Below are 25,548 nucleotides of genomic sequence, written 5' to 3' on the forward strand. Positions count from 1 at the left end.
CAGTAATAGTACTCAATGGTTTTGCCTATGAGAGCACAAATATATTAAGGGGTGAATGTTGGATGGTACATCCTGAAAAGGTAGGCAAAAGGACTCGCATGAGCTTCTCTAAGATCAATGAGGTTTTGGATATGCCAAATCTTATTGATGTTCAAAAAGATTCATATAAATGGTTCCTGGAAGAGGGCCTGAGGGAGGTTTTCAGGGATGTCTCACCGATAGAGAGTTTTACCGGGAATTTATCTCTTGAATTTATTGACTATTCTTTAGACGAAAATCCCAAATATTCTATCGAGGAATGTAAGGAGCGAGATGTCAATTATGCGGCTCCTTTGCGAGTAAAGGTTCGACTTACTAACAAGGAGACAGGTGAGATTAAGGAACAGGAAATTTTTATGGGAGATTTTCCACTAATGACTGATAGTGGAACATTTATAATTAATGGTGCTGAAAGGGTTATTGTCAGTCAGTTGGTGAGATCCCCAGGACCGTATTATGTAGCTGAAGAAGACAAGACAGGTAAGAAAATTTATTCAGCCACGCTTATTCCCAACAGGGGTGCATGGCTGGAATATGAGATAGACCAGAACAATGTATTTTCGGTGAGAATTGATAAAACAAGGAAATTACCTGTAACTGTTTTTTTGCGTGCACTGGGCTATGGGATGGATACCCAGATCATAGACCTGCTTGGAGATGATGAGAGGATTAAAGCGACAATAGATAAGGATAATACTAAGAATGAAGAGGAAGGACTTTTGGAGATATACAGGAGGTTGAGGCCTGGAGAGCCGCCAACTGTTGATGGTTCTAAGGCGCTTATTAATTCTTTGTTTTTTGACTCCAAGAGGTATGATTTAGCCAGGGTTGGCAGGTATAAGTTTAATAAGAAGTTGGCCCTTTCCTATCGTATTATAGGACAAAAGGCAGCAGAGGATATTGTAAATCCACAAACTGGTGAAATCATAGTAAGAGAAGGAGAAAATATTTCCCGGGAAAAAGCTATGGATATTGACAACGCTGGTATAATCAGTATTAAAGTAAAAGCTGGGAACAAGGTAGCTATTGTCGTTGGCAACGGTACAGTTGACATCACCAAATATCCTATACCCTTTGACATAGAAAATATAGAGGTCAAGGAAAAGGTAAATTTAAGGGTATTAAAAGAAATATTAAAGCAGGCAACAAATCAAAAAGAGTTTGAAGAATTATTTAAGGAAAGGTATGAAGATCTTGTCCCTAAGTATATTACGAAAGAGGATATAGTCGCTTCCATATCCTATATTATTAATTTGGCTAACGGTATAGGTCAGGTTGATGATATAGATCATCTTGGTAACAGAAGGCTGAGAACAGTTGGTGAGCTTCTTCAAAATCAATTTAGAATAGGCATGGCCAGATTAGAAAGAGTAGTTAAAGAGAGGATGACAATTCAAGACCTTGATGTCGCCACACCTCAGGCTCTAATAAATATAAGGCCTGTAGTAGCGTCTATAAAGGAGTTTTTTGGCAGCAGCCAGCTTTCCCAGTTCATGGATCAGACTAATCCCTTGGCTGAACTTACACATAAGAGAAGGCTAAGTGCTTTAGGACCTGGGGGCCTGAGCAGAGAACGTGCCGGATTTGAGGTTAGAGATGTTCATAATTCACACTACAGTAGAATATGCCCTATAGAAACTCCAGAAGGCCCTAACATTGGCCTTATTGGTTCTCTTGCCACCTATGCGCGGATTAACGAGTATGGATTTATTGAAGCTCCTTATAGAAAAGTTGATAAGAAAAATGGTACAGCGACTGATGAGATAGTATATATGACTGCTGATGCAGAGGATGGGTATATAATTGCTCAGGCGAATGAGCCTTTAGACGAGAATGGACGCTTCATCAACGAAAAGGTAACGGCGCGGCATAGAGATGACATTATTCAGGTTTCTCCTGAAGAGGTAGACTTTATGGATGTATCTCCTAAACAGATAGTATCAGTCGCAACAGCTATGATTCCATTTCTTGAAAATGATGATGCTAACAGGGCGTTAATGGGATCTAACATGCAGAGGCAGGCGGTTCCGCTCATTAGCCCAAGGGCTCCAATTGTCGGCACAGGCATTGAATATAAGGCTGCAAAAGATTCAGGTTCGGTTATAGTGGCAAAGAACAGTGGTGTTGTTGAAAAGGTTACGGCAGATGAAATTGTTGTTAAGAAAGACAATGGTGAAAGGGAGATATACAGGTTATTAAAATTCAAAAGGTCCAATCAGGGTACCTGCATAAACCAGAGAGCAATTGTTAATAAAGGTGAAAGGGTAGAAAAAGGGGATGTAATTGCTGATGGTCCAGCCACAGATATGGGGGAAATAGCCCTTGGCAGGAACGTGCTGATAGCATTTATGCCGTGGGAGGGCTATAATTACGAGGATGCTGTGTTGATATCAGAAAAACTTGTAATGGAAGATGCATTTACATCCATACACATAGAAGAATATGAAGCTGAAGCCAGAGATACAAAGCTGGGACCGGAAGAAATAACGAGAGAAATACCTAATGTTGGCGAGGATGCCATAAAAAATCTTGATGAAAGAGGAATAATACGCATTGGAGCAGAGGTTACAGCAGACGATATACTGGTCGGTAAAGTAACGCCGAAAGGCGAAACAGAACTCACCGCTGAGGAAAGATTGCTGAGGGCGATTTTCGGTGAGAAGGCCAGAGAGGTTAGAGATACATCATTAAGAGTGCCTCATGGTGAAGGCGGAATAGTGGTAGATGTCAAAGTATTCACCAGGGCGAATGGTGATGAGCTGCCGCCGGGAGTAAACGAATTGGTCAGGGTTTATGTAGCTCAAAAACGAAAGATTTCTGTTGGAGACAAAATGGCAGGAAGGCATGGTAACAAGGGTGTTGTATCAAGAATTTTGCCTGTTGAAGATATGCCATTTATGCCTGATGGTACGCCTGTTGAGATTGTATTAAACCCATTGGGAGTTCCATCCAGGATGAATATTGGCCAGGTACTGGAGGTACACCTAGGTCTTGTTGCGAAGGCATTAGGGTGGCAGGTGGCCACACCGGTATTCGATGGGGCGAAGGAAGAGGATATAGTTGAACTGTTTAGACAGGTGGGACTTCCTGAAGATGGGAAAATTACTCTCTATGATGGAAGGACAGGTGAACCATTTGAAAACAGGGTAACTGTGGGCTATATGTATATGCTTAAACTCCATCATCTTGTTGATGATAAAATGCATGCCCGTTCTACTGGTCCATATTCATTAGTGACACAACAGCCTCTTGGAGGAAAAGCTCAATTTGGTGGTCAGAGATTTGGAGAAATGGAGGTTTGGGCCTTAGAGGCATATGGTGCAGCCCATACTCTGCAGGAAATTCTGACTGTAAAGTCGGACGATGTGGTAGGTAGGGTTAAGGCGTATGAGTCAATTGTAAAGGGTGAAAATATTACTGAACCTGGTGTACCTGAATCATTTAAGGTATTGATCAAAGAACTTCAAAGCATGGCTCTCGATGTAAAGGTCCTAACTGAAGATAATAAAGAGATCGAATTAAAAGAGTTTGAAGATGAGGATGAAGAGACAAATGAGGAGCTGGATATTAACCTGGAAGGGCATGAAGATATCCCGACAGGTGTGCCGGCTTACTTAGATGATTACGCTCAAAATGAGGAAGAAAGTGAAGAGAGTGAGCATTTGGAATCTGATGATATTGACCTCGATGAAGAAAGCTTTGATGATGACTTTCCCGGTTATGATATCGATGATGATTTTTAAAATATAAAAATTTTAAATTTAAGAAAGGAGAGAATCTCCTTGGCAGAAGCTTTGACGAGTTTTGATTCCATTAAAATAAGCTTGGCTTCACCAAACAAAATAAGAGAATGGTCGCATGGTGAAGTTAAAAAACCAGAAACAATCAATTACAGAACCTTAAAGCCAGAAAGGGATGGTCTTTTCTGTGAAAGAATTTTTGGCCCAACAAAAGACTGGGAATGCCATTGTGGAAAATATAAAAGGGTAAGGTATAAGGGTGTAGTTTGTGATAGGTGCGGCGTAGAGGTTACAAGAGCAAAGGTGCGAAGAGAACGCATGGGACATATTGAGCTGGCGGCACCAGTATCACATATATGGTATTTTAAAGGCATTCCAAGCAGAATGGGGTTAATCCTTGACATGTCTCCGAGAGCTCTGGAAAAGGTACTGTATTTTGTTTCTTATGTTGTACTGGACCCGGGTGACACCCCTCTTTCAAAAAAACAGGTTTTAAATGATAAGGAATATCATGATTATATTGATAAATATGGCAACCGGTTCAAGGCTGGGATGGGTGCAGAAGCGATAAAGGAGCTTCTTGCAGAAATAGACCTGGATAAGCTGTCCAAGGAATTGCGGAACGAATTGAAAAATAGCACCGGTCAAAAGAGGGTTAGGATCCTTAGGAGGCTTGAAGTAGTGGAGGCATTCAGGCAGTCTGGTAACAGGCCCGAATGGATGATACTAGATGTAGTTCCTGTTATCCCACCAGACCTAAGGCCTATGGTACAGCTTGATGGTGGCAGGTTTGCTACATCGGATCTAAATGACCTATACAGAAGGGTAATAAACAGAAACAACAGGCTAAAAAGACTGCTTGATCTTGGGGCACCTGATATAATAGTGAGAAATGAGAAACGAATGCTCCAGGAAGCTGTTGATGCACTTATTGACAATGGTAGAAGAGGTAGACCAGTTACAGGTCCTGGCAATAGGCCATTAAAATCTCTTTCTGATATGCTGAAGGGTAAACAGGGTAGGTTTCGTCAGAATTTGCTGGGCAAGAGGGTTGACTATTCAGGTAGGTCTGTTATAGTTGTAGGACCTGAGCTTAAATTTTATCAGTGTGGCCTACCGAAAGAGATGGCGTTAGAGTTATTTAAACCATTTGTAATGAGGGAACTTGTGAAAAAAGGCCTGGCCCATAATATTAAGAGTGCCAAAAGAATGGTAGAGAGGGTTCACCCTTCTGTATGGGACGTACTGGAGGATGTAATAAAAGACCATCCGGTGCTTTTAAACCGGGCACCAACTCTTCACAGGTTGGGCATTCAAGCTTTTCAACCAATCCTTGTAGAGGGAAGAGCGATAAAGTTGCATCCCCTTGTATGCACCCCGTATAATGCTGATTTTGATGGAGACCAGATGGCGGTCCATGTACCATTGTCTGTGGAAGCACAGGCAGAAGCAAGATTTATCATGCTGTCGGTGAATAATATTTTGAAACCGCAGGATGGTAAACCGGTTGTTGTTCCAACCCAGGATATGATCTTAGGAAGTTATTACCTCAGCATGGATAAACCAGGGGCAAAAGGTGAAGGAAAATATTTTGCCTCTTATGATGAGGCACTTATGGCCTATCAGAATGGTGTTATAGAACTGCAGTCAAAGATATTTGTCAGGGTCAAAAAAGTTATTAATGGTGAGGAAAGAAAAAAGATAATTGAAACTACAGTAGGCAAGTTGATAATCAATGAGGCTATACCTCAAGACCTGGGTTTTGTAGACAGGTCAGACCCAGAGAATCTGTTTAAACTGGAAATTGATAAAGTTGTGGATAAAAAACTTTTGGGTGCGATAGTTGACAGATGCTACAGGATCCATGGACCCACTGAAACTGCTGAAATGCTGGATAGAATTAAAGCCCTTGGATATAAATATTCCACTAAAGCTGCTATCACTGTGAGCGTATCAGATATGGAAATTCCATCGGCAAAAGCTGAAATATTAGCAGAGGCAGAAAAAAATGTTGACATTATAGAGAAGCAATACAGAAGAGGTCTTATTTCTGCTGAAGAAAGATATGAGAGAATAATCGATGAGTGGAATGCTGCTACGGAAAAAGTAGGAAATGCTCTTATGGAAAACTTAGATGAGTTCAACCCGATCTTTATGATGGCTAACTCCGGTGCACGAGGCAGCAGGGCTCAGATTACACAGCTTGCAGGAATGAGAGGTCTTATGGCAAATCCCACAGGTAAAATAATAGAGATGCCAATTAAAGCGAATTTCCGTGAAGGATTAAGTGCTCTCGAATTCTTCATATCAACTCATGGTGCAAGGAAGGGACTGGCAGATACAGCGTTGAGGACTGCAGACTCAGGATATCTTACAAGGCGTCTGGTAGACGTCAGTCAGGATGTTATAATAAGAGAAGATGACTGTGGTACCGATGACGGCATATATGCAATTGAATTTAGAGATGGCAATGAAGTTATAGAAAAATTAGAAGATAGAATAATTGGCCGTGTTGCTGCTGAGGACGTCATTCATCCTGAAACTGGAGAGATACTGGTTGCAAAAAATCAAGAGATAAAGGAAAAAGACGCTGAAAGAATTATATCAGCGGGAATAAAAAAGGTAAAAATTCGTTCTGTTCTCACATGCAAGGCAAGACATGGAGTATGTGCAAAGTGCTACGGTCGGAACCTTGCTACCGGTGATATGGTAAATATTGGTGAGGCGGTTGGAATAATAGCAGCTCAATCGATCGGTGAACCTGGTACTCAGCTTACTATGAGGACATTCCATACAGGAGGTGTGGCAGGTGCAGACATAACCCAAGGTTTACCGAGGGTTGAAGAGCTGTTTGAGGCAAGAAAGCCAAAAGGTTTGGCCGTTATTAGTGATATCAATGGGATTGTTGCCGTATCGGATAGCAGGAAAAAGCGTGAGGTGACTGTATCCAACAATGAAACCGGTGAGTCCAAGACCTATCAGATACCTTACGGTGCGCGTTTAAAAGTATCAGACGGGCAATATATAGAGGCAGGTGATGAAATAACCGAGGGGTCGGTTTATCCTCAGGATCTCTTAAAGATAAAAGGGATAGAAGCTGTACAAAATTATCTCCTGCAGGAAGTACAAAGGGTATACAGGTTGCAAGGCGTTGAAATAAACGACAAGCATATAGAGGTAATAATAAGACAAATGATGAGGAAAATTAAGATAGAGGAGCCCGGGGATACAGACATGTTGCCTGGGGATCTGGTGGATATATTTGCGTTCGAGGAAGCAAATCAGAAAGTAGTTGAAGCCGGTGGGAGACCAGCAACAGGTAAAAGGTCACTGATGGGTATAACGAAGGCAGCACTTTCAACTGACTCTTTCCTCTCAGCGGCATCATTCCAGGAAACAACGAGAGTCTTAACTGAAGCAGCTATAAAGGGTAAGAGCGATCCTCTGCTTGGCCTTAAGGAAAATGTCATAATTGGAAAATTAATACCTGCAGGTACTGGGATGTCGAGATACAAAAATATTACAGTTAAACCTACAAATGAATTAATAAGAGAAGAAGCCAGCATGACTGTTGACACAGTCAATATATGATGATAAAATAACTAAGTGTGCAGGTAGATGGGGGAGATTCTATATGCCTAACCGTTTAAAAACAGCAAAAAATAAATGCGTTGGGACTAAGCAAACCCAGAAGGCTATAGAAGCAGGATCGGCTGTTGTAGTATATGTGGCGAAGGATGCTGAGACTAAAGTGACAAGTAAAGTGATAGAGCTTTGTATGCAGAAGGGGATAGAGTGTGTCTTCGTCGATACTATGAGACAATTAGGGGAATTTTGCGGTATTGAGATTGGAGCAGCATCTGCTGCCATACTCAAAGATTGAGCATTACCCCTTCCTGTGGAAGGGGTAAAATTATGTTTTTAAGGAGGTGTAGAGATGCCAACTATAAATCAGCTTGTAAGAAAGGGTAGAGAAGCAGCCCCCAGGAAATCTGACGCACCTGCACTGGAAGGAAACCCACAAAAAAGAGGGGTCTGTACAGTTGTAAAAACTACCACTCCCAAAAAGCCGAACTCTGCTTTAAGAAAGATTGCAAGAGTCAGGCTCACCAATGGTCAGGAGGTTACTGCTTATATACCAGGTATTGGCCACAACCTGCAGGAACACTCAGTTGTTTTGGTGAGAGGTGGAAGGGTGAAGGACCTTCCTGGCGTCAGGTATAAAATAATAAGAGGAACACTTGATGCTGCAGGCGTGGCAAACAGAAAGCAAGCCAGGTCCCGTTATGGAGCCAAGAAACCTAAGAAGTAAGGAGGTTAGAGGATGCCAAGAAGAGGCTATATAGCAAAAAGGGATGTACTGCCTGACCCGGTTTATAATGATAAGGTAGTGACAAAATTAATCAACAAAGTTATGCTCAGTGGAAAAAAGAGCATAGCTCAAAAGATTGTTTACGGGGCATTTGATATAATAAGAGAAAAGACAGGCAGAGATCCATTGGATGTTTTTCATGATGCAATGAATAATGTCATGCCTGTATTGGAGGTTAAGGCAAGGCGTGTAGGCGGTGCTACTTACCAGGTGCCAATGGAGGTAAGGCCTGAGAGAAGACAGTCGCTGGGTATAAGATGGCTGACTGAGTATGCAAGAGAAAGAAATGGTAAAAATATGATGGAAAAATTAGCCGCTGAAATATTAGATGCAGCAAATAACCAGGGTGCCAGTGTGAGGAAAAAGGAAGATACCCACAGAATGGCTGAAGCAAATAAAGCATTTGCACATTATAGATGGTAACCAGGTGGAAGGAGGATTATTTAAGTGCCTAGGCAGTTTCCGATAGAAGCAGTACGAAATATTGGTATAATGGCTCATATAGATGCAGGTAAGACCACCACGACAGAGAGGATCCTGTACTACACAGGTAAGCTTCACAAAATGGGAGAGGTGCACGAGGGGACGGCAACGATGGACTGGATGGTACAGGAACAGGAACGTGGCATTACTATAACATCTGCAGCTACTACCTGTTTTTGGAGAAATACGAGAATAAATATAATTGATACGCCAGGGCACGTGGACTTTACAGTTGAGGTAGAACGTTCACTGAGGGTATTAGATGGTGCTGTAGCTGTCTTCAGTGCCAAAGAAGGTGTTGAGCCACAATCTGAAACCGTATGGAGACAGGCTGATAAATACCATGTACCAAGAATAGCATATGTAAACAAGATGGATATAATAGGCGCAGATTATTATAATGTTATAGAGATGATAAGAAACAGACTGAACGCAAACCCTGTTGCAATCAATATACCTATTGGCAAGGAAGACACATTCAATGCTATCATAGACCTGGTGTCAATGAAAGCATATTACTATGCTGATGATCTCGGAACTAAAATTGAAGAAAAAGAAATACCACAGGATATGATAGACATTGCTGAGGAGTACAGAACAAAGCTGATTGAAACAGCGGTTGAATTAGATGATGAACTTATGATGAAATATCTTGAAGGCGAAGAACTTTCAGAAGAAGAAATAAAGGCAGTAATCAGAAAAGGTACTGTTGAAAATAAGCTTGTACCGGTTTTATGTGGTACGTCTTACAAAAACAAGGGGATACAGCTCCTTCTAAATGCCATTGTCGACTATCTGCCTTCACCAGTAGATCTGCCACCGGTAAGAGGAATTGATCCGGTGACAGGCGAAGAAGTAGAAAGGCATCCGTCTGACGATGAGCCGTTTTCTGCTATTGCTTTTAAAATAATGGCTGACCCATACGTAGGGAAGTTGACATTTGCCCGTGTTTATTCAGGGACATTAAAAAATGGATCTTATGTATATAATGCGACTAAAGGTAAAAGAGAAAGAGTTGGACGAGTGCTTTTGATGCATGCGAACCATAGAGAAGATATTGATATGGCTTATGCTGGAGATATTATAGCAATAGTAGGGCTTAAGGATACTGTTACGGGCGATACCTTATGCGATGAGCTTAAACCTATTGTACTGGAATCGATGGAATTCCCAGAACCGGTTATCCACGTGGCAATAGAGCCTAAATCTAAAGACAGCCAGGATAGGCTTGGTGTATCACTGCAAAAATTATCTGAGGAAGATCCGACCTTCAGAACATATACAGATCAGGATACTGGTCAGACGATTATATCAGGTATGGGTGAACTGCATCTTGAAATTATAGTTGACAGGTTACAAAGAGAATTTCATGTAGAGTGCAATGTGGGTAAGCCACAAGTTGCATACAAGGAAACAATAAAGAAATCAGTAAAGAGTGAGGGTAAATTTATAAGGCAGTCTGGTGGTAGAGGTCAGTATGGTCATGTATGGATTGAGCTTCAACCACTGGAAAGAGGAGAAAATTATGAGTTCGTGAACAACATTGTCGGTGGTGTCATACCAAAGGAGTATATACCATCTGTTGATGCTGGCATTCAGGAGGCTATGCAGAGCGGTGTGCTCGGTGGTTATCCTGTAGTTGATGTAAGAGCGATATTATTTGATGGGTCATACCATGAGGTTGACTCCTCGGATATGGCGTTTAAGATTGCAGCGTCAATGGCTTTTAAAGAAGGCATGAAAAAAGCTGACCCTGTGTTATTGGAACCGATTATGAAGGTTGAAGTTGTCGTGCCTGAAGAATTTATGGGTGATGTCATTGGTGATATTAACTCTAGGAGAGGCAAGATAGAAGGAATGGAGATGCGTGCTGGCGCTCAGATAATAAGAGCGTATGTACCGCTTGCAGAGATGTTTGGGTATTCCACGGACCTTAGGTCAAGAACACAGGGACGAGGCACTTATTCTATGCACTTCAGTCATTATGATGAGGTGCCCAAAAATATAGCTGAAACGATATTAAAAGATAAGTAGGAGGAAAAAAGATGGCAAAAGCGCATTATGAAAGAACGAAGCCCCACGTAAATATAGGTACAATAGGCCATGTAGACCATGGCAAGACCACACTTACCTCAGCGATAACGATGGCGTTAGCAGTTGAGGGCAAAGCCCAGGCGAAAGCATATGACCAGATAGACAATGCGCCTGAAGAGAAAGCGAGAGGAATCACAATAAACACAGCCCATGTAGAGTATGAGACAGAGAAGAGGCACTATGCCCATGTTGACTGTCCGGGACATGCTGACTATGTAAAGAACATGATAACAGGTGCTGCCCAGATGGATGGTGCCATACTGGTTGTATCAGCAGCAGACGGGCCGATGCCGCAGACGAGAGAGCATATACTCTTAGCGAGGCAGGTAGGGGTACCATATATAGTAGTATTTTTAAACAAAGCTGACATGGTAGACGATCCAGAGCTCATAGAGCTGGTAGAGATGGAAGTCAGGGACCTATTAAATGAATATGAATTTCCCGGAGACGAGATACCGATAGTGGTAGGGTCAGCCTATGAAGCCATGGAAGCCCTTATAAAGAACCCCAACATAAAAAGGGGAGAGAATCAGTGGGTAGACAAGATATGGGAATTAATGGATGCAGTAGACGAATATATACCCACACCACAGAGGGATATAGATAAGCCATTCCTGATGCCAATAGAAGACGTATTCACCATCACAGGCAGAGGCACAGTGGTAACAGGGAGAGTAGAGAGGGGCAAGATCAAAGTAGGAGACGAAATAGAGATAGTAGGATTAATGAATGAGAGCAAGAAGACAGTAGTAACAGGATTAGAGATGTTCAGGAAGACCTTGGACGAAGCTCTGGCAGGGGACAACATAGGAGCGCTGTTAAGAGGCATACAGAGGACAGAGGTAGAGAGAGGGCAGGTATTAGCAAAACCAGGCAGCATACACCCACACACAAAATTTATAGGTCAGGTATATGTACTCACCAAAGAAGAGGGTGGGAGGCACACACCATTTTTCAACGGATACAGGCCACAGTTTTACTTTAGGACAACAGATGTCACTGGAGAGATAAAGTTACCAGAGGGTGTAGAAATGGTAATGCCTGGGGACAACATCAACATGGAAGTGACATTGATAACACCAATAGCGATTGAAGAAGGATTAAGGTTTGCCATAAGAGAAGGTGGCAGAACAGTAGGTGCCGGTGTTGTCGGAAGTATAATTGAATAATATAAAACACCAGGCTACGTGTATATGTAGTTTAAAGGAGGGACAATGATGCCTAAACAGAAAATAAGGATACGTCTGAAAGCATATGATCATGTGGTATTGGATCAGTCAACTGAGAAAATTGTAGATACAGCGAGGAGGACAGGAGCTGAGGTTTCTGGACCAATACCCCTGCCGACTGAAAAGAGTATAATAACTATATTGAGAGCCCCGCACAAATACAAGGATTCTCGTGAACAGTTTGAGATAAGGACGCATAAACGTCTTATTGATATACTGGACCCCACATCCAAAACTGTAGACGCATTAATGAGGCTGGATTTACCTGCAGGTGTGGACATAGAGATAAAGCTGTAAAATGAAATTTTTATTAGCCAGGAGGTGGAGACATGAATAAGGGCATACTTGGTAAAAAGCTGGGCATGACTCAGATATTTGATAAGGATGGAAAAGCGATACCGGTTACAGTTGTTGAAGCAGGTCCATGTGTGGTGGTCCAGAAAAAGACTGTAGAGACTGATGGATACAATGCAATCCAGGTTGGTTTTGGCAATGTCAAATTGAAAAGAGTCAACAAACCAATGATGGGACATTTTAAAAAGGCTGACGTAGAGCCGAAAAAATTCCTTAGAGAATTTAGGATAGATGATGTCAACAATTATAAAGTTGGGGATGTCATTAATGTCGATATATTTAAACCTGGTGACAGGGTAGACGTCATTGGCACATCAAAAGGTAAGGGATTTGCTGGTGTCATTAAAAGATGGAATGCAAAGCGGGGACCAATGGCTCATGGCTCAAAGTACCACAGGAGGGTTGGTTCTATGGGTGGTAGCACGTATCCGGCTAGGGTGTTTAAGGGCAAACATATGCCGGGCCATATGGGAAATGAGAGAAAGACAGTCCAGAATTTAGAAGTAGTAAAAACCTACCCAGAGAAGAATTTACTAGTTATAAAAGGTTCAGTACCTGGCATAAGAGGTTCTTTGCTTTATATAAGAGACTCGATTAAGGTTACCAGGTAATGGGAAGGAGGAAAGAAGATGGCATTGGCCAAAGTATATAACACTAATGGCGAACAGGTGGGAGAAATAGAACTGAGCGATGAAATCTTTAATGCACCTGTTAAAACAGAGGTCCTCCATGAGGTGGTCTTAAATTATCTTGCAAATCAAAGGCAAGGCACCCATGCTACCAAAACACGCGGTATGGTAAGGGGTGGTGGTAAGAAGCCATGGAGACAGAAGGGTACAGGTAGAGCAAGGCAAGGGAGCATTAGAGCCCCACAATGGATAAAAGGTGGTGTGGTGTTTGGGCCTCACCCGAGAAGTTACAGGTACAACCTGCCAAAGAGTTTAAAAAAGGTTGCATGGAAATCTGCATTGAGCTCTAAGTACAGTGAGAATAAGATAATTGTACTTGACAATCTTTTTATGGATAAACCTAAAACAAAAGAAATTATCAATATGTTAAACAACTTGGATGTTGATGATAAAGCTTTAATTGTACTTGCTGACAGAAATGAAAATGTTTATAAATCCTCGAGGAATATACCCGGCGTAAAGACCACATATATAGGACAGTTAAATGTATATGACATATTAACTCATGACACCTTTATTATTACAAAAGATGCAGTGAATAAAGTGGAGGAGGTGTATTCCTGATGGAACTCCATGATGTTTTGATAAGGCCGATTGTGACTGAAAAAACTATGGAAATGATGGCAGAGAAGAAATATGCCTTTGTTGTAGATAGAAATGCCACAAAAACACAGATTAAAAATGCTGTTGAAAATATATTTGGCGTAAAGGTAGAAAAGGTATATACTGCAAATCGTATAGGAAAAGTAAAAAGAGTAGGTAGATTTGAGGGCAGAAGGCCAGACTGGAAAAGGGCAATAGTTAAACTTACAGCAGACAGTAAAGGGATAGAATTTTTTGAGGGACTAATGTAATTCCTAAAGGAGGTTAAATGGATGGCGATAAAGAAATATAAGCCGACCTCACCTGGAAGAAGGTTCATGTCTGTTAATACTTTTGATGAAATAACAAAGACTGAACCTGAAAAATCACTGGTAGTGAGTCTAACGAGTAAAGCGGGAAGGAACGTTTATGGAAGGATTACCGTTAGACACAGGGGTGGTGGTCATAAGAGGCTTTACAGGATAATTGACTTCAAAAGGAATAAGTTTGGTGTTCCGGCTAAAGTTGCAGCCATTGAATACGATCCAAACAGGACAGCATATATAGCACTTTTAAATTATGCTGACGGAGAAAAAAGGTATATACTGGCCCCAGAGGGATTAAAAGTTGGAGACGTAGTGCAGTCAGGTGAAGGTGCAGATATAAAAGTTGGCAATGCATTAAAACTTAAAGATATGCCGGTAGGTACTGTTATCCATAATATTGAGCTTATACCAGGAAAAGGTGGACAGCTTGTTAGGGCTGCAGGTTCTTCGGCACAGCTGCTTGCAAAAGAGGGTGCGTATGCGCAGGTACGTCTACCTTCATCGGAAGTTCGTTTGATACGCACTGAGTGTATGGCTACAATTGGGCAGGTTTCAAACATTGACCATGAAAATGTGACTATAGGAAAGGCTGGTAGGAGTAGATGGATGGGCATAAGACCAACGGTAAGGGGTTCCGTAATGAACCCAATTGATCATCCTCATGGTGGTGGTGAAGGCAAAGCGCCGATAGGGCATCCTGGGCCAGTAACTCCGTGGGGCAAACCAACTCTTGGCTATAAGACGAGGAAGAAGCATAAACCTTCTGATAAGCTTATAGTAAAAAGACGTAGCAAGTAAGGGAGGGGTAAGATGAGCAGGTCAGTTAAAAAGGGACCTTTTGTAAATGAAAAGCTGTTATCTAAGATAATCGAGATGAACAAAACCGGTGAAAAGAAAGTTCTGAGAACCTGGTCCAGAAGTTCTACTATTGTCCCGGAAATGGTAGGTCATACCATTGCTGTCCATGATGGAAGAAAGCATGTGCCTGTTTATATAACTGAGGATATGGTTGGACACAAATTGGGTGAGTTTGCTCCCACCAGGACTTTTAGAGGGCATGCAGGTTCGGAGAAGACAACAAAAATTAAAAAGTAGCCAAAGGTGAGGAGGTATAAAGGTGGAGGCTAAGGCAATATTACGATATGCCAGAATTTCTCCAAGAAAGGTCAGAATTGTATTAGACCTTATAAGGGGAAAACAGATAGACGAAGCAATGGCAATTCTGAAATACACGCCTAAGAGAGCTTCATATATGATTGAGAAGTTATTAAATTCAGCGGTGGCCAATGCTGAAAATAACTTTAATATGAACAGGGATAAACTTTTTATTTCCAAAGCTTATGCCGACCAGGGACCAACTTTAAAAAGATACCTGCCGAGAGCCCATGGAAGGGCAGATGTTATAAGAAAGAGGACCAGCCATATAACTCTGGTTCTTGAAGAAAAGTGAGAAGGAGGTACGAGTATGGGTCAAAAGGTTAATCCCATTGGGTTTAGGGTAGGTGTGATAAAGGACTGGGACGCAAGGTGGTACGCTAAGGGCAATAACTTTGGTGATACGCTTATTGAGGACATAAAACTCAGGAACTATATCAAGGAGAAGACATTTGAGGCTGGAATCTCAAAAATTGAAATTGAGAGGGATGCCAATCGCATAAAGATAAATCTTCATACTGCAAAACCAGGTATCTTAATAGGTAAGGGCGGTGCAGGGATTGACGTTTTGAAGAAGTCACTAGAGCAAATGACGGGTAAGGTAGTTCTTCTCAATGTCATAGAAATAAAAAAACCTGAACTGGACGCTCAACTGGTCGCAGAAAATATAGCTTTTCAGCTTGAGAGAAGAATTTCTTTTAGAAGGGCAATGAAACAGGCCATGTCAAGAGCTATGAAAGCTGGAGCTAAGGGTATAAAAACATCAGTTTCTGGAAGGCTTGGTGGTGCTGAGATAGCAAGGACAGAAACGTATCATGAAGGTGTGGTGCCACTGCAGACCATTCGTGCAGACATAGATTATGGTTTTACAGAAGCTAAGACAACTTACGGAAGGATAGGAGTAAAGGTTTGGATTAACAAGGGCGAGGTATTACCTGAGCTGAAGAAGGAAGCGGCAGAAGGAGGAATGTAATTATGTTGATGCCCAAAAGGGTTAAATACAGAAAACCACACAGAGGTTCCGTCCCAAGTCCGGACTCTAAGGCTACAAGGGGCAATACCCTTACTTATGGAGAGTTTGGATTGCAGGCGTTAGAACCGGCATGGATAACATCTGCTCAGATTGAAGCTGCACGTGTTGCAATGACCAGGTATATCAAAAGAGGCGGGAAGGTGTGGATAAAAATTTTCCCTGACAAGCCTATAACCAAAAAACCGGCTGAGACAAGGATGGGTTCCGGCAAAGGTGCACCTGAATATTGGGTTGCAGTTGTTAAACCTGGTAGGGTGTTGTTTGAGATTGGTGGTGTCAGTGAAGAGACTGCAAAGGAGGCTTTGAGACTGGCAAAGTATAAGCTTCCCATTAAGACCAGATTTATAAAACGTGAAGATGTGGGTGGTGAAAACAATGAAAGCCAGTGATATGAAAGAAATGACAAACAGTGAGTTAAATCAAAAGCTGTCTGAGTTGAAGGAGGAGCTCTTTAACCTGAGATTTCAACTGGCTACAGGTCAGCTGGAGAATACAAGCAGGATCAAAATGGTAAGAAAGGATATTGCGCGGGTCAAGACGATTTTAAGGGAACGCCAGATCAAAGTGGTTTAAAGGAGGTTAGTATATGGAGACAATAAGGGGTAAGCGCAAAGAGAGAATAGGCTTTGTGGTAAGCGATAAAATGGATAAGACAATAGTCGTAGCAGTAGAAGATAGGGTGCAGCATCCTCTTTACGGAAAGATTGTAAGAAGAACCAAAAAGTACAAGGCTCATGATGAGAAAAATGAAGCGCATATTGGCGATAAAGTTCTTATTATGGAGACAAGACCTTTGAGCAAGGAAAAAAGGTGGAGACTGGTTGATATAGTTGAAAGGGCAAAATAATGAAAGGAGGACAATTCCATGATACAACCACAGACGAGGTTAAAGGTTGCAGATAACACTGGTGCTAAAGAGATAATGTGTATAAGGGTCCTCGGCGGTCCAAACAGGAAATTTGGAAATATTGGTGATATAATAGTTGCTTCAGTTAAAAGTGCAACACCAGGAGGTGTTGTTAAAAAAGGTGATGTAATAAAAGCAGTTGTGGTGAGGTCTGTAAGCGGACTTAAGAGAAAAGATGGCACATTTATAAGGTTTGATGAGAATGCTGCGGTAATAATCAGAGATGATTTACAACCACGGGGTACACGTATTTTTGGACCGGTTGCCAGAGAGCTTAGGGATAAAAACTTTATGAAAATAATTTCTCTTGCGCCAGAAGTGCTTTGATTGGAGGTGGCAAAATGCCTAAGGTACATGTCAAAAAAGGAGATACCGTTGTCATTATATCTGGTGAGGATAAGGGAAAGAAAGGAAAAGTTTTAAAGGTGATACCGTCCGAGGGTAAAATACTTGTTGAGGGTATAAACCTGGTAACAAAGCACAAAAGACCGTCAGGTCAAAATCAGCAGGCAGGGATAGTCCATGAGGAAGCACCAATATATAGTTCAAAAGCTTTGATTTATTGCAACAATTGTGGGAAAGGTGTCCGGTATGGAAAGAAAATTCTCGATGACGGTAAAAAAGTGAGATATTGCAAAGCTTGTGGCGAGAATTTAGACTGAAAGGAGGTTTAATATGCCAATAATTCCTAGACTCAAAGAGAAATACTTGAACGAGGTTGTGCCTCAGCTTATGAATAGGTTTCATTATGACAATCCAATGCAGGTACCAAAACTGGAGAAGATTGTAATCAACTCTGGTGTGGGTGAGGGAAAAGAAAACCCTAAGGCACTGGACGAAATGGTAGAAGAGATTAAAATGATCACAGGACAAAAACCTGTCATAACAAAAGCAAAAAAATCCATAGCTAACTTTAAGATAAGAAAAGGAATGCCTATTGGTGTTATGGTAACACTGAGGGGTAACAGAATGTATGAATTTGTCGACAAACTACTGAGTGTTGCACTTCCAAGGGTACGTGACTTTAGAGGAGTTTCGTCTAAGTCTTTTGATGGCCGAGGCAATTATACTCTTGGAATAAGGGAGCAGCTGATTTTTCCGGAAATAGATTATGATAAGGTTGAAAAAATCAGGGGTATGGAAATAGTGTTTGTCACAACCGCAAAGAACGACGAAGAGGGTTATGAACTGTTAAGATTATTAGGAATGCCTTTTTCAAAATAAGGGAGGGATAAAATGGCACGCAAAGCCTTAAAAATAAAACAGCAAAGACCTCAAAAGTATGCAACTAGAGAGTATAACAGGTGTAAGATATGTGGCAGACCGCATGCATATCTCCGTAAGTTTGGTATGTGCCGTCTTTGCTTCAGGAAGTATGCTCATGAGGGTATAATTCCTGGGGTCAAAAAGGCAAGCTGGTAATAGGAAGGAGGTAAATCTAATGGTTACAGATCCAATAGCCGATATGTTAACACGAATCAGAAATGCCAATATTGTTAGAATGTCAACAGTTGATATTCCGGCTTCAAATATAAAGAAAAGTATAGCGGAAATTATGTATAATGAAGGATTTATTGAATCCTATGAGATTGTAGATGATGGAAAGCAGGGTATAATTAGGATTAAGATGAAATACGGTCCTGATAAGGAGAGAGTAGTAAGTGGGCTTAAGCGGATAAGTAAACCGGGTTTGAGGGTATATGCCACAAAGGATCAGATACCAAAAGTATTGGGTGGCCTTGGAATTGCTATATTATCTACACCAAAGGGTGTAATAACTGACAAAAAAGCCAGACAGGAGGGTGTTGGAGGAGAGGTCCTCTGTTATATCTGGTAAACTAAGGAGGTGCTAAAATGTCAAGGATAGGGAAAAAACCTATTGCCATCCCTCAAGGGGTTCAAGTTGATATTTCTGAAAACAATATAGTGAGAGTTAAGGGCCCTAAAGGTGAGCTGACACAGGCTTTTAATAAGAATATGATTATAGAGAAGGCTGATAATGCTATATTAGTCAAAAGACCAGATGATAGTAAATTTAACCATTCCTTGCACGGACTTACCAGGACGCTAATTGCCAATATGATTGAAGGTGTAACGAAAGGTTATGAAAAGTCTCTGGATATTGTTGGGGTTGGTTACAGGGCTTCAAAACAGGGAAATAAACTCGTTTTAAATCTTGGATATTCTCATCCAATCGAGATTGAAGAGGAACCGGGCATAGAGATTGCAGTAGATGGGAGCAACAAGATCATTGTAAAAGGGATAGATAAACAGCGGGTGGGCCAGGTGGCAGCCATGATTAGAGATAAAAGACGTCCTGATGTATATAAGGGAAAGGGTATCAGGTATACCGGTGAGGTTGTCAGGTTAAAAGAAGGAAAGACAGGCAAGAAGTAGGAAGGAGTGATTGACTTTGATAAATAAAGAGAGCAAGAATATAGGGAGAAAAATACGCCACAAAAGGCTGCGTAAAAAGGTTTTTGGCACTGCAGAGCGGCCGCGTCTTTCGGTTTACAGAAGCCTTAACAACTTTTACGTCCAACTAATTGATGATGAGGCTGGACATACAATGGCTTCAGTATCTACCTTAGAGCCTGAAATAAAATCGAAGATCACCAATGGTTCAAATAAAGAAAGCGCTGAAGTAGTAGGTAAATTAATAGCTAAGAGGGCACTGGAAAAAGGTATAAACAAAGTGGTATTTGACAGGGGTGGCTATAAATATCATGGAACAATAAAGGCATTGGCTGATGCTGCCAGAGAAGGTGGATTAGAATTTTAAAGGAGGGAAATTATGCGAATTAATCCAAACGGTTTAGAGTTAAAGGAAACCGTGATTTCGATGAACCGTGTTGCAAAGGTTGTGAAGGGTGGTAAAAATTTTCGTTTTAGTGTTTTAGTAGTCGTAGGAGATGGCAATGGCTATGTAGGAATTGGCACCGGGAAAGCTGCTGAAATACCAGAAGCAATACGGAAGGCCATAGAAGATGCCAAAAAAGCTCTTATTAAGGTACCAATTGTAGGCACAACCATCCCCCATGAGATTATAGGGGAGTTTGGTGCAGGCAAAGTGCTTTTAAAACCAGCTAAAGAAGGTACAGGTGTTATTGCAGGTGGTCCTGTGAGGGCACTTTTAGAGGCCGCTGGAATTAAAGATGTTAGGGCTAAGTCTCTTGGCAGTGACAATGCCAGGAATGTTGTAAATGCTGCGTTTGAAGGACTGAAGAAGTTAAAAACAGCTCAAGATGTAGCCAGATTAAGAGGTAAGGATGTAGTTGATGTAATATAACTCCGTGATTTCAAGGGAGGTGTCTGAATGAATATACATGAGTTAAAGCCGGCTGACGGTTCGAGAAAGGGTAAAAAACGTGTGGGAAGAGGTATAGGTTCCGGTCATGGAAAGACTTCAACAAGGGGTCATAAGGGTCAATACGCCAGGAGTGGTACGGGGATAAAACCCGGTTTTGAAGGCGGCCAGATGCCCTTGCAGAGAAGACTTCCAAAGAGGGGCTTTACCAATATCTTTAAGAAAGAATATGCTATAATAAATATTGAAGAACTCAATAACTTTGATACTGATACTGTAGTTACACCGGAATTGCTTATTAAATATGGCAGAATAAAGGATATGAAAGATGGCTTGAAGGTCTTAGGCAACGGTGAGTTAAATAAGAAATTGATTGTAAGGGCTAACAGCTTCAGCAAATCTGCCATAGAAAAGATTGAAAGGGCAGGCGGAAAGGCAGAGGTGATTTAAATTGTTTTCAACTCTCTTTAACGCCTGGCATGTCAAGGATATAAGGCATAGAATTTTGTTTACGCTTGGGATGATCCTTGTTTTTAGAGCTGGTTCACATATACCGGTTCCTGGTATAGATACCAATATCATCAAGCAAATGGTGAACAGTGGACAATTGCTTGGATTTTTTGATGTTCTATCTGGTGGGTCATTCAGTAACTTTACTGTGTTTGCTTTAAGTATTACGCCATATGTTACAGCGTCAATTATAGTCCAGTTGCTTACTATAGCAATCCCATCATGGGAGCAAATGGCTAAAGCTGGAGAAGAAGGCAGAAAGAAATTAGCACAGTATACCAGATATGGCACGGTGGTGTTAGCCTTTATTCAAGCCATAAGTATGACCTATGGGTTAAGGGGAGCAGTGACAGAGGCAACAACTTTTAACTTATTATTAATTGCTCTTACCCTTACAGCAGGTACTGCATTTTTAATGTGGCTTGGCGAACAGATTAATGAGAAGGGGATAGGCAATGGCATTTCAATGATTATATTTGCCGGTATTATATCAAGAATACCAGCAATGTTTGTCACTACCTATCAATATGTTAAGGCTGGTACAACAAGTATCATTGGTGCTACAGTTTACTGGGTTGTAACACTTATCATGGTAGTAGCTATTGTGTATATAACAGAAGGACAAAGACGTATTCCCGTCCAATATGCTCGTAGACAGGTGGGAAGGAGAATGTATGGTGGTCAAAGCACTCATCTACCGCTTAGGGTAAACCCTACTGGGATGATACCGATAATATTTGCTGTCTCTATACTGCAATTTCCACTGCAAATAGCAGCGTTTTTCCCTAACAGCGGTTATGCACACTTTATGAACACCTGGTTTAATACAGGTGGTGTGCTGTATAATATACTTGATGCGATTTTGATTGTCTTCTTTACATTTTTTTATGCTGCAGTTGTGTTTAACCCTGAAGATGTTGCCGAAAACCTGAAAAAGTATGGTGGTTTTATACCTGGTATAAGACCCGGCAAGCCAACATCTGACTATATAACAAAAATTATGAACAGGTTAGTAATGGTTGGTGGTGTTTTTCTTGCGCTTGTCGCTGTTATACCGGTGATAGTAATGAAAATTACTGGCTTGAACCTTTACTTCAGCGGGGCTGCTATTTTGATTGCAGTTGGTGTGGCCATGGATACTGTAAAGCAGCTGGAGGCTCAGCTAGTGATGAGGAATTACCAGGGTTTCTTGAAATAGAGGTGTGTAAGCATGAGATTGATTATAATTGGTCCACCAGGAGCAGGAAAAGGGACACAGGCTAAATTAATATGCCGTCATTTTGACATTCCCCATATATCTACCGGTGATATGTTCAGAGAGAATATTATCGCCGCCACAGAAACTGGATTATTAGTTGATGAATATATAAAGAAAGGTCTTTTAGTCCCCGACCAAATAGTAAACAGGATGGTAGAAGATAGGCTGTCCAATCCAGATGTCAATAAAGGTTTTTTGCTTGATGGCTATCCGAGGACAGTATCTCAGGCTGATGTGTTGCAGAGTTTTTTAACAAAAAACGGAAAAAAGTTAGATGCTGTGATTAACCTTAATATTTCCAGGGAAAAATTAATAAGTAGAATAGCTGGTAGAAGAATATGTGAGAATTGTGGCGCTTTGTTCAACGTCATCACTAGCCCGCCCAAAATAGAAGGCGTATGTGATAATTGTGGTGGCAGGTTAATACAGAGATCAGATGATGATGTGAATGTAGCAGCAACAAGAGTGGACGTATATATAAAAGAGACAAAACCTTTGATTGAATATTATAATGCACTGTCATTGCTTTATAATGTAGATGCTGACAACTCGATAGAAAAAGTATTCAGGGATATATGCAAAAAATTGGAGAGCGACAGGTAAATGATTATTATAAAGTCTGAAAGTGAAATAGCTTTAATGAGAAGGGCAGGCAAAATTGTAAAAGCGACACTGGATTTTCTGGAGGAACACATAAAACCTGGTGTTACTACGGAATTTTTAGATTCTATTGCTGAGGAATTTATTCTAAAACAAAATGCCTATCCGGGTTTTAAGGGATATGAAGGTTTTCCTGCCAGCATTTGTGCATCAATTAATGAAGAAGTAGTTCACGGTATCCCCAGTAGAGACAGAGTTTTAAAGGATGGAGATATAATAAGTATAGACATTGGGGCAATTTATGAGGGGTACTACGGAGATGCTGCAAGGACATTTCCTGTGGGAGAGATCAGCGATGATGCCAGAAAATTAATTGATGTAACAAAACAAAGCTTTTTTGAAGGTATTAAGTTTGCACGTACGGGTTATAGGTTGTATGATATATCTAATGCCATCCAGACGTATATTGTGAACAATGGTTATTCAGTAGTCAGGGACTATGTTGGTCACGGTATAGGTCGAGATATGCATGAGGATCCTCAGATACCTAATTATGGGCCAAAAGGAAGAGGACCAAGGTTGCTACCAGGTATGGTCCTTGCCATTGAACCAATGGTAAATGCAGGAGATTATAAGGTTAAGACGTTGGGCAACGGATGGACGGTTATCACTGCAGATGGTAGCTTATCGGCTCATTATGAAAATACTATAGTAATAACTGAGGATGAACCTGAGATTCTTACTTTATGATGATTGGGGGACTTTGATGGACGGTATAGGTCTTAAGGTTGGCCAGGTCGTAAAATCTAAGGCTGGTAGAGATAAAGGAAAACTGTTTATTGTATTGAATGTAGAAGATCCTTATGCTTATATTGCTGATGGCTCTTTGCGCAAGGTGGAAAAGCCAAAAAAGAAGAAAATAAAGCATCTTATTAAGTATAATGTCGTAGACGAAAATATCAGGACAAAAATTTTAAATGGCAAAAAACCGACGAATACAGAGCTTTGTAAAAGTCTCCTTAACATCAACCTCAATGATGTCTGTGAGGAATAAAGGAGGTTTTGATAATTTGTCCAAAGATGATGTAATTGAAATGGAAGGGACAGTGCTTGAAGCATTACCCAATGCCATGTTTCAGGTAAAATTGGAGAATGGTTATGTTATACTGGCACATATTTCTGGAAAGCTCAGAATGAATTTTATAAAAATATTGCCTGGCGACAAGGTCAAGGTTGAACTATCGCCATATGACTTGAGCAGAGGAAGAATTACGTGGCGCGCCAAATAAAGGAGGTAATAATTTATGAAGGTTCGACCATCAGTAAAGCCAATGTGTGAGAAGTGCAAGGTTATAAAGAGAAAAGGTCGGGTTATGATTATTTGTGAAAATCCTAAGCATAAGCAAAAGCAGGGTTAAGGAGGTGTAAAGATGGCAAGAATAGCAGGAGTTGATTTGCCAAGAGAAAAGAGGGCCGAGATAGGTCTCACATATATATATGGAATTGGACGTTCCAGGGCTAAAGAAATTTTAAATAAAGCAGGTGTCAGTCCGGACATTAAAATAAAGGATATGACTGATGAAGAGGTAAACAGGTTAAGGGACATAATTGAGAAGGAATACAAGGTTGAAGGCGAATTAAGACGTGAGGTAGCACAGAACATTAAGCGACTGGTAGATATAGGATGCTACCGTGGGATAAGACATAGGAGAGGCCTTCCTGTAAGAGGACAGAGGACGAGGACAAATGCAAGGACAAGGAAGGGTCCTAAAAAGACTGTGGCTAAGAAGAAAAAATAAGGAGGGAATTTGATGCCGACCAAGACAAGGAGAGCACGTAAAAAACGTGAACATAAACATGTCGAAAGTGGTATAGCTCATATTCATTCAACATTTAACAATACAATAGTTACGATTACAGATATGGCAGGGAACGCCCTTTCATGGGCTAGCGCTGGTGGAGCGGGTTTTAAGGGTTCAAGAAAATCTACTCCATTTGCAGCCCAGATAGCTGCAGAGAATGCAGCAAAAGCAGCTCAGGAGTTTGGCCTTAAGTCGGTTGAAGTATTTGTAAAAGGCCCCGGAGCTGGAAGAGAAGCGGCAATAAGGGCGTTGCAGGCGGCAGGGCTTGAAGTTAATGCAATAAAGGATGTTACGCCAATACCTCATAATGGCTGCAGGCCGCCAAAACGCAGAAGGGTTTAAGGAGGTGACGATATTTTATGTCAAAAAGTATAGGTCCATCATGTAAATTATGCCGCAGAGAAGGACAGAAACTCTTCTTAAAAGGAGATAAATGCTATACAGATAAGTGCCCGGTAGCCAGAAGGCCTTATGCACCCGGCGAGCATGGCCAGAACAGAAAGAAGCTTAGTTATTATGGTACTCAGTTGAGAGAGAAGCAGAAGGCTAAGAGAGTATATGGAATAATGGAAAGACAGTTTAGAAGGTATTTTGAAGAGGCCGAGCGCATGAAGGGCATGACCGGCGATAATTTGTTCCATTTACTGGAGAGAAGGCTGGATAATGTGGTATATAGAATGGGGTTTGCTTCATCCCGGGCTCAGGCCAGAGAGATGGTAAGTCATGGATATTTTAAGGTAAATGGCAAAAAGGTTGATGCACCAGCCTACAATGTAAAGTTAAATGATGTGATAACCGTAGTTGAGAGACACAGGGATAACGAGACAGTAAAGGGTAATCTTGACATTCAAAGAACCATTCCAGCCTGGCTATCTGTTGACAGAGATAAAATGGAGGGTATTGTTGTTGGTTTGCCTAAGAAGGAGGATATGGATATACAGTTTGAGGATCACCTTATAGTAGAGCTTTATTCTAAGTAATGATGCCCTCGAAATTTTGCCAGCAATT

The 25,548-nt window shown here is 41.2% G+C and carries 36 protein-coding genes; all 36 read left to right on the forward strand.

Annotated elements, in window-relative coordinates:
• The first annotated feature begins 62 nt into the window (after positions 1-62).
• Genes rpoB through rpsD form a run of 36 tightly spaced genes read left to right on the forward strand, consistent with a single transcriptional unit; the run spans position 63 to position 25,520 of the window.
• Positions 63-3,782, forward strand: a complete 3,720-nt coding sequence (gene rpoB, locus FWJ32_RS03690) for a DNA-directed RNA polymerase subunit beta (protein ID WP_149544628.1) — start codon at positions 63-65, stop codon at positions 3,780-3,782.
• A 39-nt stretch (positions 3,783-3,821) separates the two neighbouring features.
• On the forward strand, positions 3,822-7,370 hold the full coding sequence (rpoC, locus tag FWJ32_RS03695) for a DNA-directed RNA polymerase subunit beta' (protein WP_238988781.1): 3,549 nt from the start codon (positions 3,822-3,824) through the stop codon (positions 7,368-7,370).
• 43 nt (positions 7,371-7,413) lie between these two features.
• Positions 7,414-7,662: a ribosomal L7Ae/L30e/S12e/Gadd45 family protein gene (locus FWJ32_RS03700; protein WP_149544629.1), complete on the forward strand. Its 249-nt coding sequence runs from the start codon at positions 7,414-7,416 to the stop codon at positions 7,660-7,662.
• Between the two features lie 54 nt (positions 7,663-7,716).
• Positions 7,717-8,091 carry a 30S ribosomal protein S12 gene (rpsL, locus tag FWJ32_RS03705; RefSeq protein WP_149544630.1) on the forward strand — a complete coding sequence of 125 codons (375 nt, stop codon included), beginning with the start codon at positions 7,717-7,719 and terminating at the stop codon, positions 8,089-8,091.
• A 12-nt stretch (positions 8,092-8,103) separates the two neighbouring features.
• Positions 8,104-8,574 (forward strand): 30S ribosomal protein S7, encoded by a 471-nt coding sequence (rpsG, locus tag FWJ32_RS03710; protein ID WP_149544631.1) that lies wholly within the window; start codon positions 8,104-8,106, stop codon positions 8,572-8,574.
• A gap of 24 nt (positions 8,575-8,598) precedes the next feature.
• On the forward strand, positions 8,599-10,668 hold the full coding sequence (fusA, locus tag FWJ32_RS03715) for an elongation factor G (RefSeq protein WP_149544632.1): 2,070 nt from the start codon (positions 8,599-8,601) through the stop codon (positions 10,666-10,668).
• A gap of 11 nt (positions 10,669-10,679) precedes the next feature.
• Positions 10,680-11,897 (forward strand): elongation factor Tu, encoded by a 1,218-nt coding sequence (gene tuf / locus FWJ32_RS03720; RefSeq protein ID WP_149544616.1) that lies wholly within the window; start codon positions 10,680-10,682, stop codon positions 11,895-11,897.
• Between the two features lie 48 nt (positions 11,898-11,945).
• The gene (gene rpsJ / locus FWJ32_RS03725; protein WP_149544633.1) at positions 11,946-12,254 is read left to right on the forward strand and encodes a 30S ribosomal protein S10; all 309 of its coding nucleotides are present in this window, start codon (positions 11,946-11,948) and stop codon (positions 12,252-12,254) included.
• Positions 12,255-12,286: 32 nt separating this feature from the next.
• A complete protein-coding gene (gene rplC / locus FWJ32_RS03730; protein ID WP_149544634.1) occupies positions 12,287-12,922 on the forward strand; it encodes a 50S ribosomal protein L3 in 636 nt (211 codons plus the stop codon).
• Between the two features lie 18 nt (positions 12,923-12,940).
• The gene (rplD, locus tag FWJ32_RS03735; protein ID WP_149544635.1) at positions 12,941-13,564 is read left to right on the forward strand and encodes a 50S ribosomal protein L4; all 624 of its coding nucleotides are present in this window, start codon (positions 12,941-12,943) and stop codon (positions 13,562-13,564) included.
• Positions 13,564-13,854: a 50S ribosomal protein L23 gene (gene rplW / locus FWJ32_RS03740; protein ID WP_149544636.1), complete on the forward strand. Its 291-nt coding sequence runs from the start codon at positions 13,564-13,566 to the stop codon at positions 13,852-13,854. Before rplD ends, rplW begins: the two co-directional genes overlap by 1 nt.
• A gap of 21 nt (positions 13,855-13,875) precedes the next feature.
• Positions 13,876-14,706, forward strand: coding sequence for a 50S ribosomal protein L2 (gene rplB / locus FWJ32_RS03745; protein WP_149544637.1), 831 nt, complete (start codon positions 13,876-13,878; stop codon positions 14,704-14,706).
• 12 nt (positions 14,707-14,718) lie between these two features.
• Positions 14,719-15,003, forward strand: coding sequence for a 30S ribosomal protein S19 (gene rpsS / locus FWJ32_RS03750; protein WP_149544638.1), 285 nt, complete (start codon positions 14,719-14,721; stop codon positions 15,001-15,003).
• Between the two features lie 22 nt (positions 15,004-15,025).
• Positions 15,026-15,358 (forward strand): 50S ribosomal protein L22, encoded by a 333-nt coding sequence (rplV, locus tag FWJ32_RS03755; protein ID WP_149544639.1) that lies wholly within the window; start codon positions 15,026-15,028, stop codon positions 15,356-15,358.
• Positions 15,359-15,373: 15 nt separating this feature from the next.
• On the forward strand, positions 15,374-16,036 hold the full coding sequence (rpsC, locus tag FWJ32_RS03760) for a 30S ribosomal protein S3 (RefSeq protein WP_149544640.1): 663 nt from the start codon (positions 15,374-15,376) through the stop codon (positions 16,034-16,036).
• A gap of 2 nt (positions 16,037-16,038) precedes the next feature.
• Complete coding sequence (rplP, locus tag FWJ32_RS03765; protein WP_149544641.1) at positions 16,039-16,485, forward strand: 50S ribosomal protein L16; 447 nt, start codon at positions 16,039-16,041, stop codon at positions 16,483-16,485.
• A complete protein-coding gene (gene rpmC, locus FWJ32_RS03770; RefSeq protein ID WP_149544642.1) occupies positions 16,472-16,669 on the forward strand; it encodes a 50S ribosomal protein L29 in 198 nt (65 codons plus the stop codon). The genes rplP and rpmC overlap by 14 nt, the downstream gene beginning before the upstream one ends.
• 13 nt (positions 16,670-16,682) lie before the next feature.
• Complete coding sequence (gene rpsQ, locus FWJ32_RS03775; protein WP_149544643.1) at positions 16,683-16,943, forward strand: 30S ribosomal protein S17; 261 nt, start codon at positions 16,683-16,685, stop codon at positions 16,941-16,943.
• Between the two features lie 18 nt (positions 16,944-16,961).
• Positions 16,962-17,330 carry a 50S ribosomal protein L14 gene (rplN, locus tag FWJ32_RS03780; RefSeq protein ID WP_149544644.1) on the forward strand — a complete coding sequence of 123 codons (369 nt, stop codon included), beginning with the start codon at positions 16,962-16,964 and terminating at the stop codon, positions 17,328-17,330.
• Positions 17,331-17,344: 14 nt separating this feature from the next.
• Positions 17,345-17,665 (forward strand): 50S ribosomal protein L24, encoded by a 321-nt coding sequence (rplX, locus tag FWJ32_RS03785; protein WP_149544645.1) that lies wholly within the window; start codon positions 17,345-17,347, stop codon positions 17,663-17,665.
• Between the two features lie 22 nt (positions 17,666-17,687).
• Positions 17,688-18,227: a 50S ribosomal protein L5 gene (gene rplE, locus FWJ32_RS03790; protein WP_149544745.1), complete on the forward strand. Its 540-nt coding sequence runs from the start codon at positions 17,688-17,690 to the stop codon at positions 18,225-18,227.
• A 12-nt stretch (positions 18,228-18,239) separates the two neighbouring features.
• Positions 18,240-18,425, forward strand: coding sequence for a type Z 30S ribosomal protein S14 (locus FWJ32_RS03795; protein ID WP_149544646.1), 186 nt, complete (start codon positions 18,240-18,242; stop codon positions 18,423-18,425).
• Positions 18,426-18,444: 19 nt separating this feature from the next.
• Complete coding sequence (rpsH, locus tag FWJ32_RS03800; protein WP_149544647.1) at positions 18,445-18,840, forward strand: 30S ribosomal protein S8; 396 nt, start codon at positions 18,445-18,447, stop codon at positions 18,838-18,840.
• Positions 18,841-18,857: 17 nt separating this feature from the next.
• Positions 18,858-19,400: a 50S ribosomal protein L6 gene (gene rplF, locus FWJ32_RS03805; RefSeq protein ID WP_149544648.1), complete on the forward strand. Its 543-nt coding sequence runs from the start codon at positions 18,858-18,860 to the stop codon at positions 19,398-19,400.
• A gap of 16 nt (positions 19,401-19,416) precedes the next feature.
• Complete coding sequence (gene rplR, locus FWJ32_RS03810; RefSeq protein ID WP_149544649.1) at positions 19,417-19,785, forward strand: 50S ribosomal protein L18; 369 nt, start codon at positions 19,417-19,419, stop codon at positions 19,783-19,785.
• Between the two features lie 12 nt (positions 19,786-19,797).
• A complete protein-coding gene (rpsE, locus tag FWJ32_RS03815) occupies positions 19,798-20,292 on the forward strand; it encodes a 30S ribosomal protein S5 (protein WP_162523486.1) in 495 nt (164 codons plus the stop codon).
• Between the two features lie 27 nt (positions 20,293-20,319).
• The gene (rplO, locus tag FWJ32_RS03820; protein WP_149544651.1) at positions 20,320-20,760 is read left to right on the forward strand and encodes a 50S ribosomal protein L15; all 441 of its coding nucleotides are present in this window, start codon (positions 20,320-20,322) and stop codon (positions 20,758-20,760) included.
• 1 nt (position 20,761) lies between these two features.
• Complete coding sequence (gene secY / locus FWJ32_RS03825; protein ID WP_149544652.1) at positions 20,762-22,018, forward strand: preprotein translocase subunit SecY; 1,257 nt, start codon at positions 20,762-20,764, stop codon at positions 22,016-22,018.
• A gap of 12 nt (positions 22,019-22,030) precedes the next feature.
• On the forward strand, positions 22,031-22,681 hold the full coding sequence (locus FWJ32_RS03830; RefSeq protein ID WP_149544653.1) for an adenylate kinase: 651 nt from the start codon (positions 22,031-22,033) through the stop codon (positions 22,679-22,681).
• Positions 22,682-23,428 (forward strand): type I methionyl aminopeptidase, encoded by a 747-nt coding sequence (map, locus tag FWJ32_RS03835; protein WP_149544654.1) that lies wholly within the window; start codon positions 22,682-22,684, stop codon positions 23,426-23,428. It begins immediately after the preceding gene.
• A gap of 16 nt (positions 23,429-23,444) precedes the next feature.
• Complete coding sequence (locus FWJ32_RS03840; protein WP_149544655.1) at positions 23,445-23,732, forward strand: KOW domain-containing RNA-binding protein; 288 nt, start codon at positions 23,445-23,447, stop codon at positions 23,730-23,732.
• Positions 23,733-23,748: 16 nt separating this feature from the next.
• Positions 23,749-23,967, forward strand: a complete 219-nt coding sequence (gene infA, locus FWJ32_RS03845; RefSeq protein ID WP_149544656.1) for a translation initiation factor IF-1 — start codon at positions 23,749-23,751, stop codon at positions 23,965-23,967.
• 15 nt (positions 23,968-23,982) lie between these two features.
• Positions 23,983-24,096: a 50S ribosomal protein L36 gene (gene rpmJ / locus FWJ32_RS03850; protein ID WP_010237732.1), complete on the forward strand. Its 114-nt coding sequence runs from the start codon at positions 23,983-23,985 to the stop codon at positions 24,094-24,096.
• Between the two features lie 12 nt (positions 24,097-24,108).
• Positions 24,109-24,477, forward strand: coding sequence for a 30S ribosomal protein S13 (gene rpsM, locus FWJ32_RS03855; RefSeq protein WP_149544657.1), 369 nt, complete (start codon positions 24,109-24,111; stop codon positions 24,475-24,477).
• 12 nt (positions 24,478-24,489) lie between these two features.
• Positions 24,490-24,882 carry a 30S ribosomal protein S11 gene (gene rpsK, locus FWJ32_RS03860; RefSeq protein WP_149544658.1) on the forward strand — a complete coding sequence of 131 codons (393 nt, stop codon included), beginning with the start codon at positions 24,490-24,492 and terminating at the stop codon, positions 24,880-24,882.
• A gap of 17 nt (positions 24,883-24,899) precedes the next feature.
• Positions 24,900-25,520: a 30S ribosomal protein S4 gene (rpsD, locus tag FWJ32_RS03865; protein ID WP_149544659.1), complete on the forward strand. Its 621-nt coding sequence runs from the start codon at positions 24,900-24,902 to the stop codon at positions 25,518-25,520.
• Positions 25,521-25,548 lie beyond the last annotated feature (28 nt).

Source organism: Calorimonas adulescens, from assembly GCF_008274215.1.
Lineage (GTDB): Bacteria > Bacillota > Thermoanaerobacteria > Thermoanaerobacterales > UBA4877 > Calorimonas > Calorimonas adulescens.

What these genes read in the sequence shown, in the direction of transcription:
- rpoB (WP_149544628.1), top strand. Translation starts at nt 63, where the DNA reads ATGGTACATCCTGAAAAGGTAGGCAAAAGGACTCGCATGAGCTTCTCT.
- FWJ32_RS03700 (WP_149544629.1), top strand. Translation starts at nt 7,414, where the DNA reads ATGCCTAACCGTTTAAAAACAGCAAAAAATAAATGCGTTGGGACTAAG.
- rpsL (WP_149544630.1), top strand. Translation starts at nt 7,717, where the DNA reads ATGCCAACTATAAATCAGCTTGTAAGAAAGGGTAGAGAAGCAGCCCCC.
- rpsG (WP_149544631.1), top strand. Translation starts at nt 8,104, where the DNA reads ATGCCAAGAAGAGGCTATATAGCAAAAAGGGATGTACTGCCTGACCCG.
- tuf (WP_149544616.1), top strand. Translation starts at nt 10,680, where the DNA reads ATGGCAAAAGCGCATTATGAAAGAACGAAGCCCCACGTAAATATAGGT.
- rpsJ (WP_149544633.1), top strand. Translation starts at nt 11,946, where the DNA reads ATGCCTAAACAGAAAATAAGGATACGTCTGAAAGCATATGATCATGTG.
- rplC (WP_149544634.1), top strand. Translation starts at nt 12,287, where the DNA reads ATGAATAAGGGCATACTTGGTAAAAAGCTGGGCATGACTCAGATATTT.
- rplD (WP_149544635.1), top strand. Translation starts at nt 12,941, where the DNA reads ATGGCATTGGCCAAAGTATATAACACTAATGGCGAACAGGTGGGAGAA.
- rplW (WP_149544636.1), top strand. Translation starts at nt 13,564, where the DNA reads ATGGAACTCCATGATGTTTTGATAAGGCCGATTGTGACTGAAAAAACT.
- rplB (WP_149544637.1), top strand. Translation starts at nt 13,876, where the DNA reads ATGGCGATAAAGAAATATAAGCCGACCTCACCTGGAAGAAGGTTCATG.
- rpsS (WP_149544638.1), top strand. Translation starts at nt 14,719, where the DNA reads ATGAGCAGGTCAGTTAAAAAGGGACCTTTTGTAAATGAAAAGCTGTTA.
- rpsC (WP_149544640.1), top strand. Translation starts at nt 15,374, where the DNA reads ATGGGTCAAAAGGTTAATCCCATTGGGTTTAGGGTAGGTGTGATAAAG.
- rplP (WP_149544641.1), top strand. Translation starts at nt 16,039, where the DNA reads ATGTTGATGCCCAAAAGGGTTAAATACAGAAAACCACACAGAGGTTCC.
- rpmC (WP_149544642.1), top strand. Translation starts at nt 16,472, where the DNA reads ATGAAAGCCAGTGATATGAAAGAAATGACAAACAGTGAGTTAAATCAA.
- rpsQ (WP_149544643.1), top strand. Translation starts at nt 16,683, where the DNA reads ATGGAGACAATAAGGGGTAAGCGCAAAGAGAGAATAGGCTTTGTGGTA.
- rplN (WP_149544644.1), top strand. Translation starts at nt 16,962, where the DNA reads ATGATACAACCACAGACGAGGTTAAAGGTTGCAGATAACACTGGTGCT.
- rplX (WP_149544645.1), top strand. Translation starts at nt 17,345, where the DNA reads ATGCCTAAGGTACATGTCAAAAAAGGAGATACCGTTGTCATTATATCT.
- FWJ32_RS03795 (WP_149544646.1), top strand. Translation starts at nt 18,240, where the DNA reads ATGGCACGCAAAGCCTTAAAAATAAAACAGCAAAGACCTCAAAAGTAT.
- rpsH (WP_149544647.1), top strand. Translation starts at nt 18,445, where the DNA reads ATGGTTACAGATCCAATAGCCGATATGTTAACACGAATCAGAAATGCC.
- rplF (WP_149544648.1), top strand. Translation starts at nt 18,858, where the DNA reads ATGTCAAGGATAGGGAAAAAACCTATTGCCATCCCTCAAGGGGTTCAA.
- rpsE (WP_162523486.1), top strand. Translation starts at nt 19,798, where the DNA reads ATGCGAATTAATCCAAACGGTTTAGAGTTAAAGGAAACCGTGATTTCG.
- rplO (WP_149544651.1), top strand. Translation starts at nt 20,320, where the DNA reads ATGAATATACATGAGTTAAAGCCGGCTGACGGTTCGAGAAAGGGTAAA.
- FWJ32_RS03830 (WP_149544653.1), top strand. Translation starts at nt 22,031, where the DNA reads ATGAGATTGATTATAATTGGTCCACCAGGAGCAGGAAAAGGGACACAG.
- map (WP_149544654.1), top strand. Translation starts at nt 22,682, where the DNA reads ATGATTATTATAAAGTCTGAAAGTGAAATAGCTTTAATGAGAAGGGCA.
- FWJ32_RS03840 (WP_149544655.1), top strand. Translation starts at nt 23,445, where the DNA reads ATGGACGGTATAGGTCTTAAGGTTGGCCAGGTCGTAAAATCTAAGGCT.
- rpmJ (WP_010237732.1), top strand. Translation starts at nt 23,983, where the DNA reads ATGAAGGTTCGACCATCAGTAAAGCCAATGTGTGAGAAGTGCAAGGTT.
- rpsM (WP_149544657.1), top strand. Translation starts at nt 24,109, where the DNA reads ATGGCAAGAATAGCAGGAGTTGATTTGCCAAGAGAAAAGAGGGCCGAG.
- rpsK (WP_149544658.1), top strand. Translation starts at nt 24,490, where the DNA reads ATGCCGACCAAGACAAGGAGAGCACGTAAAAAACGTGAACATAAACAT.
- rpsD (WP_149544659.1), top strand. Translation starts at nt 24,900, where the DNA reads ATGTCAAAAAGTATAGGTCCATCATGTAAATTATGCCGCAGAGAAGGA.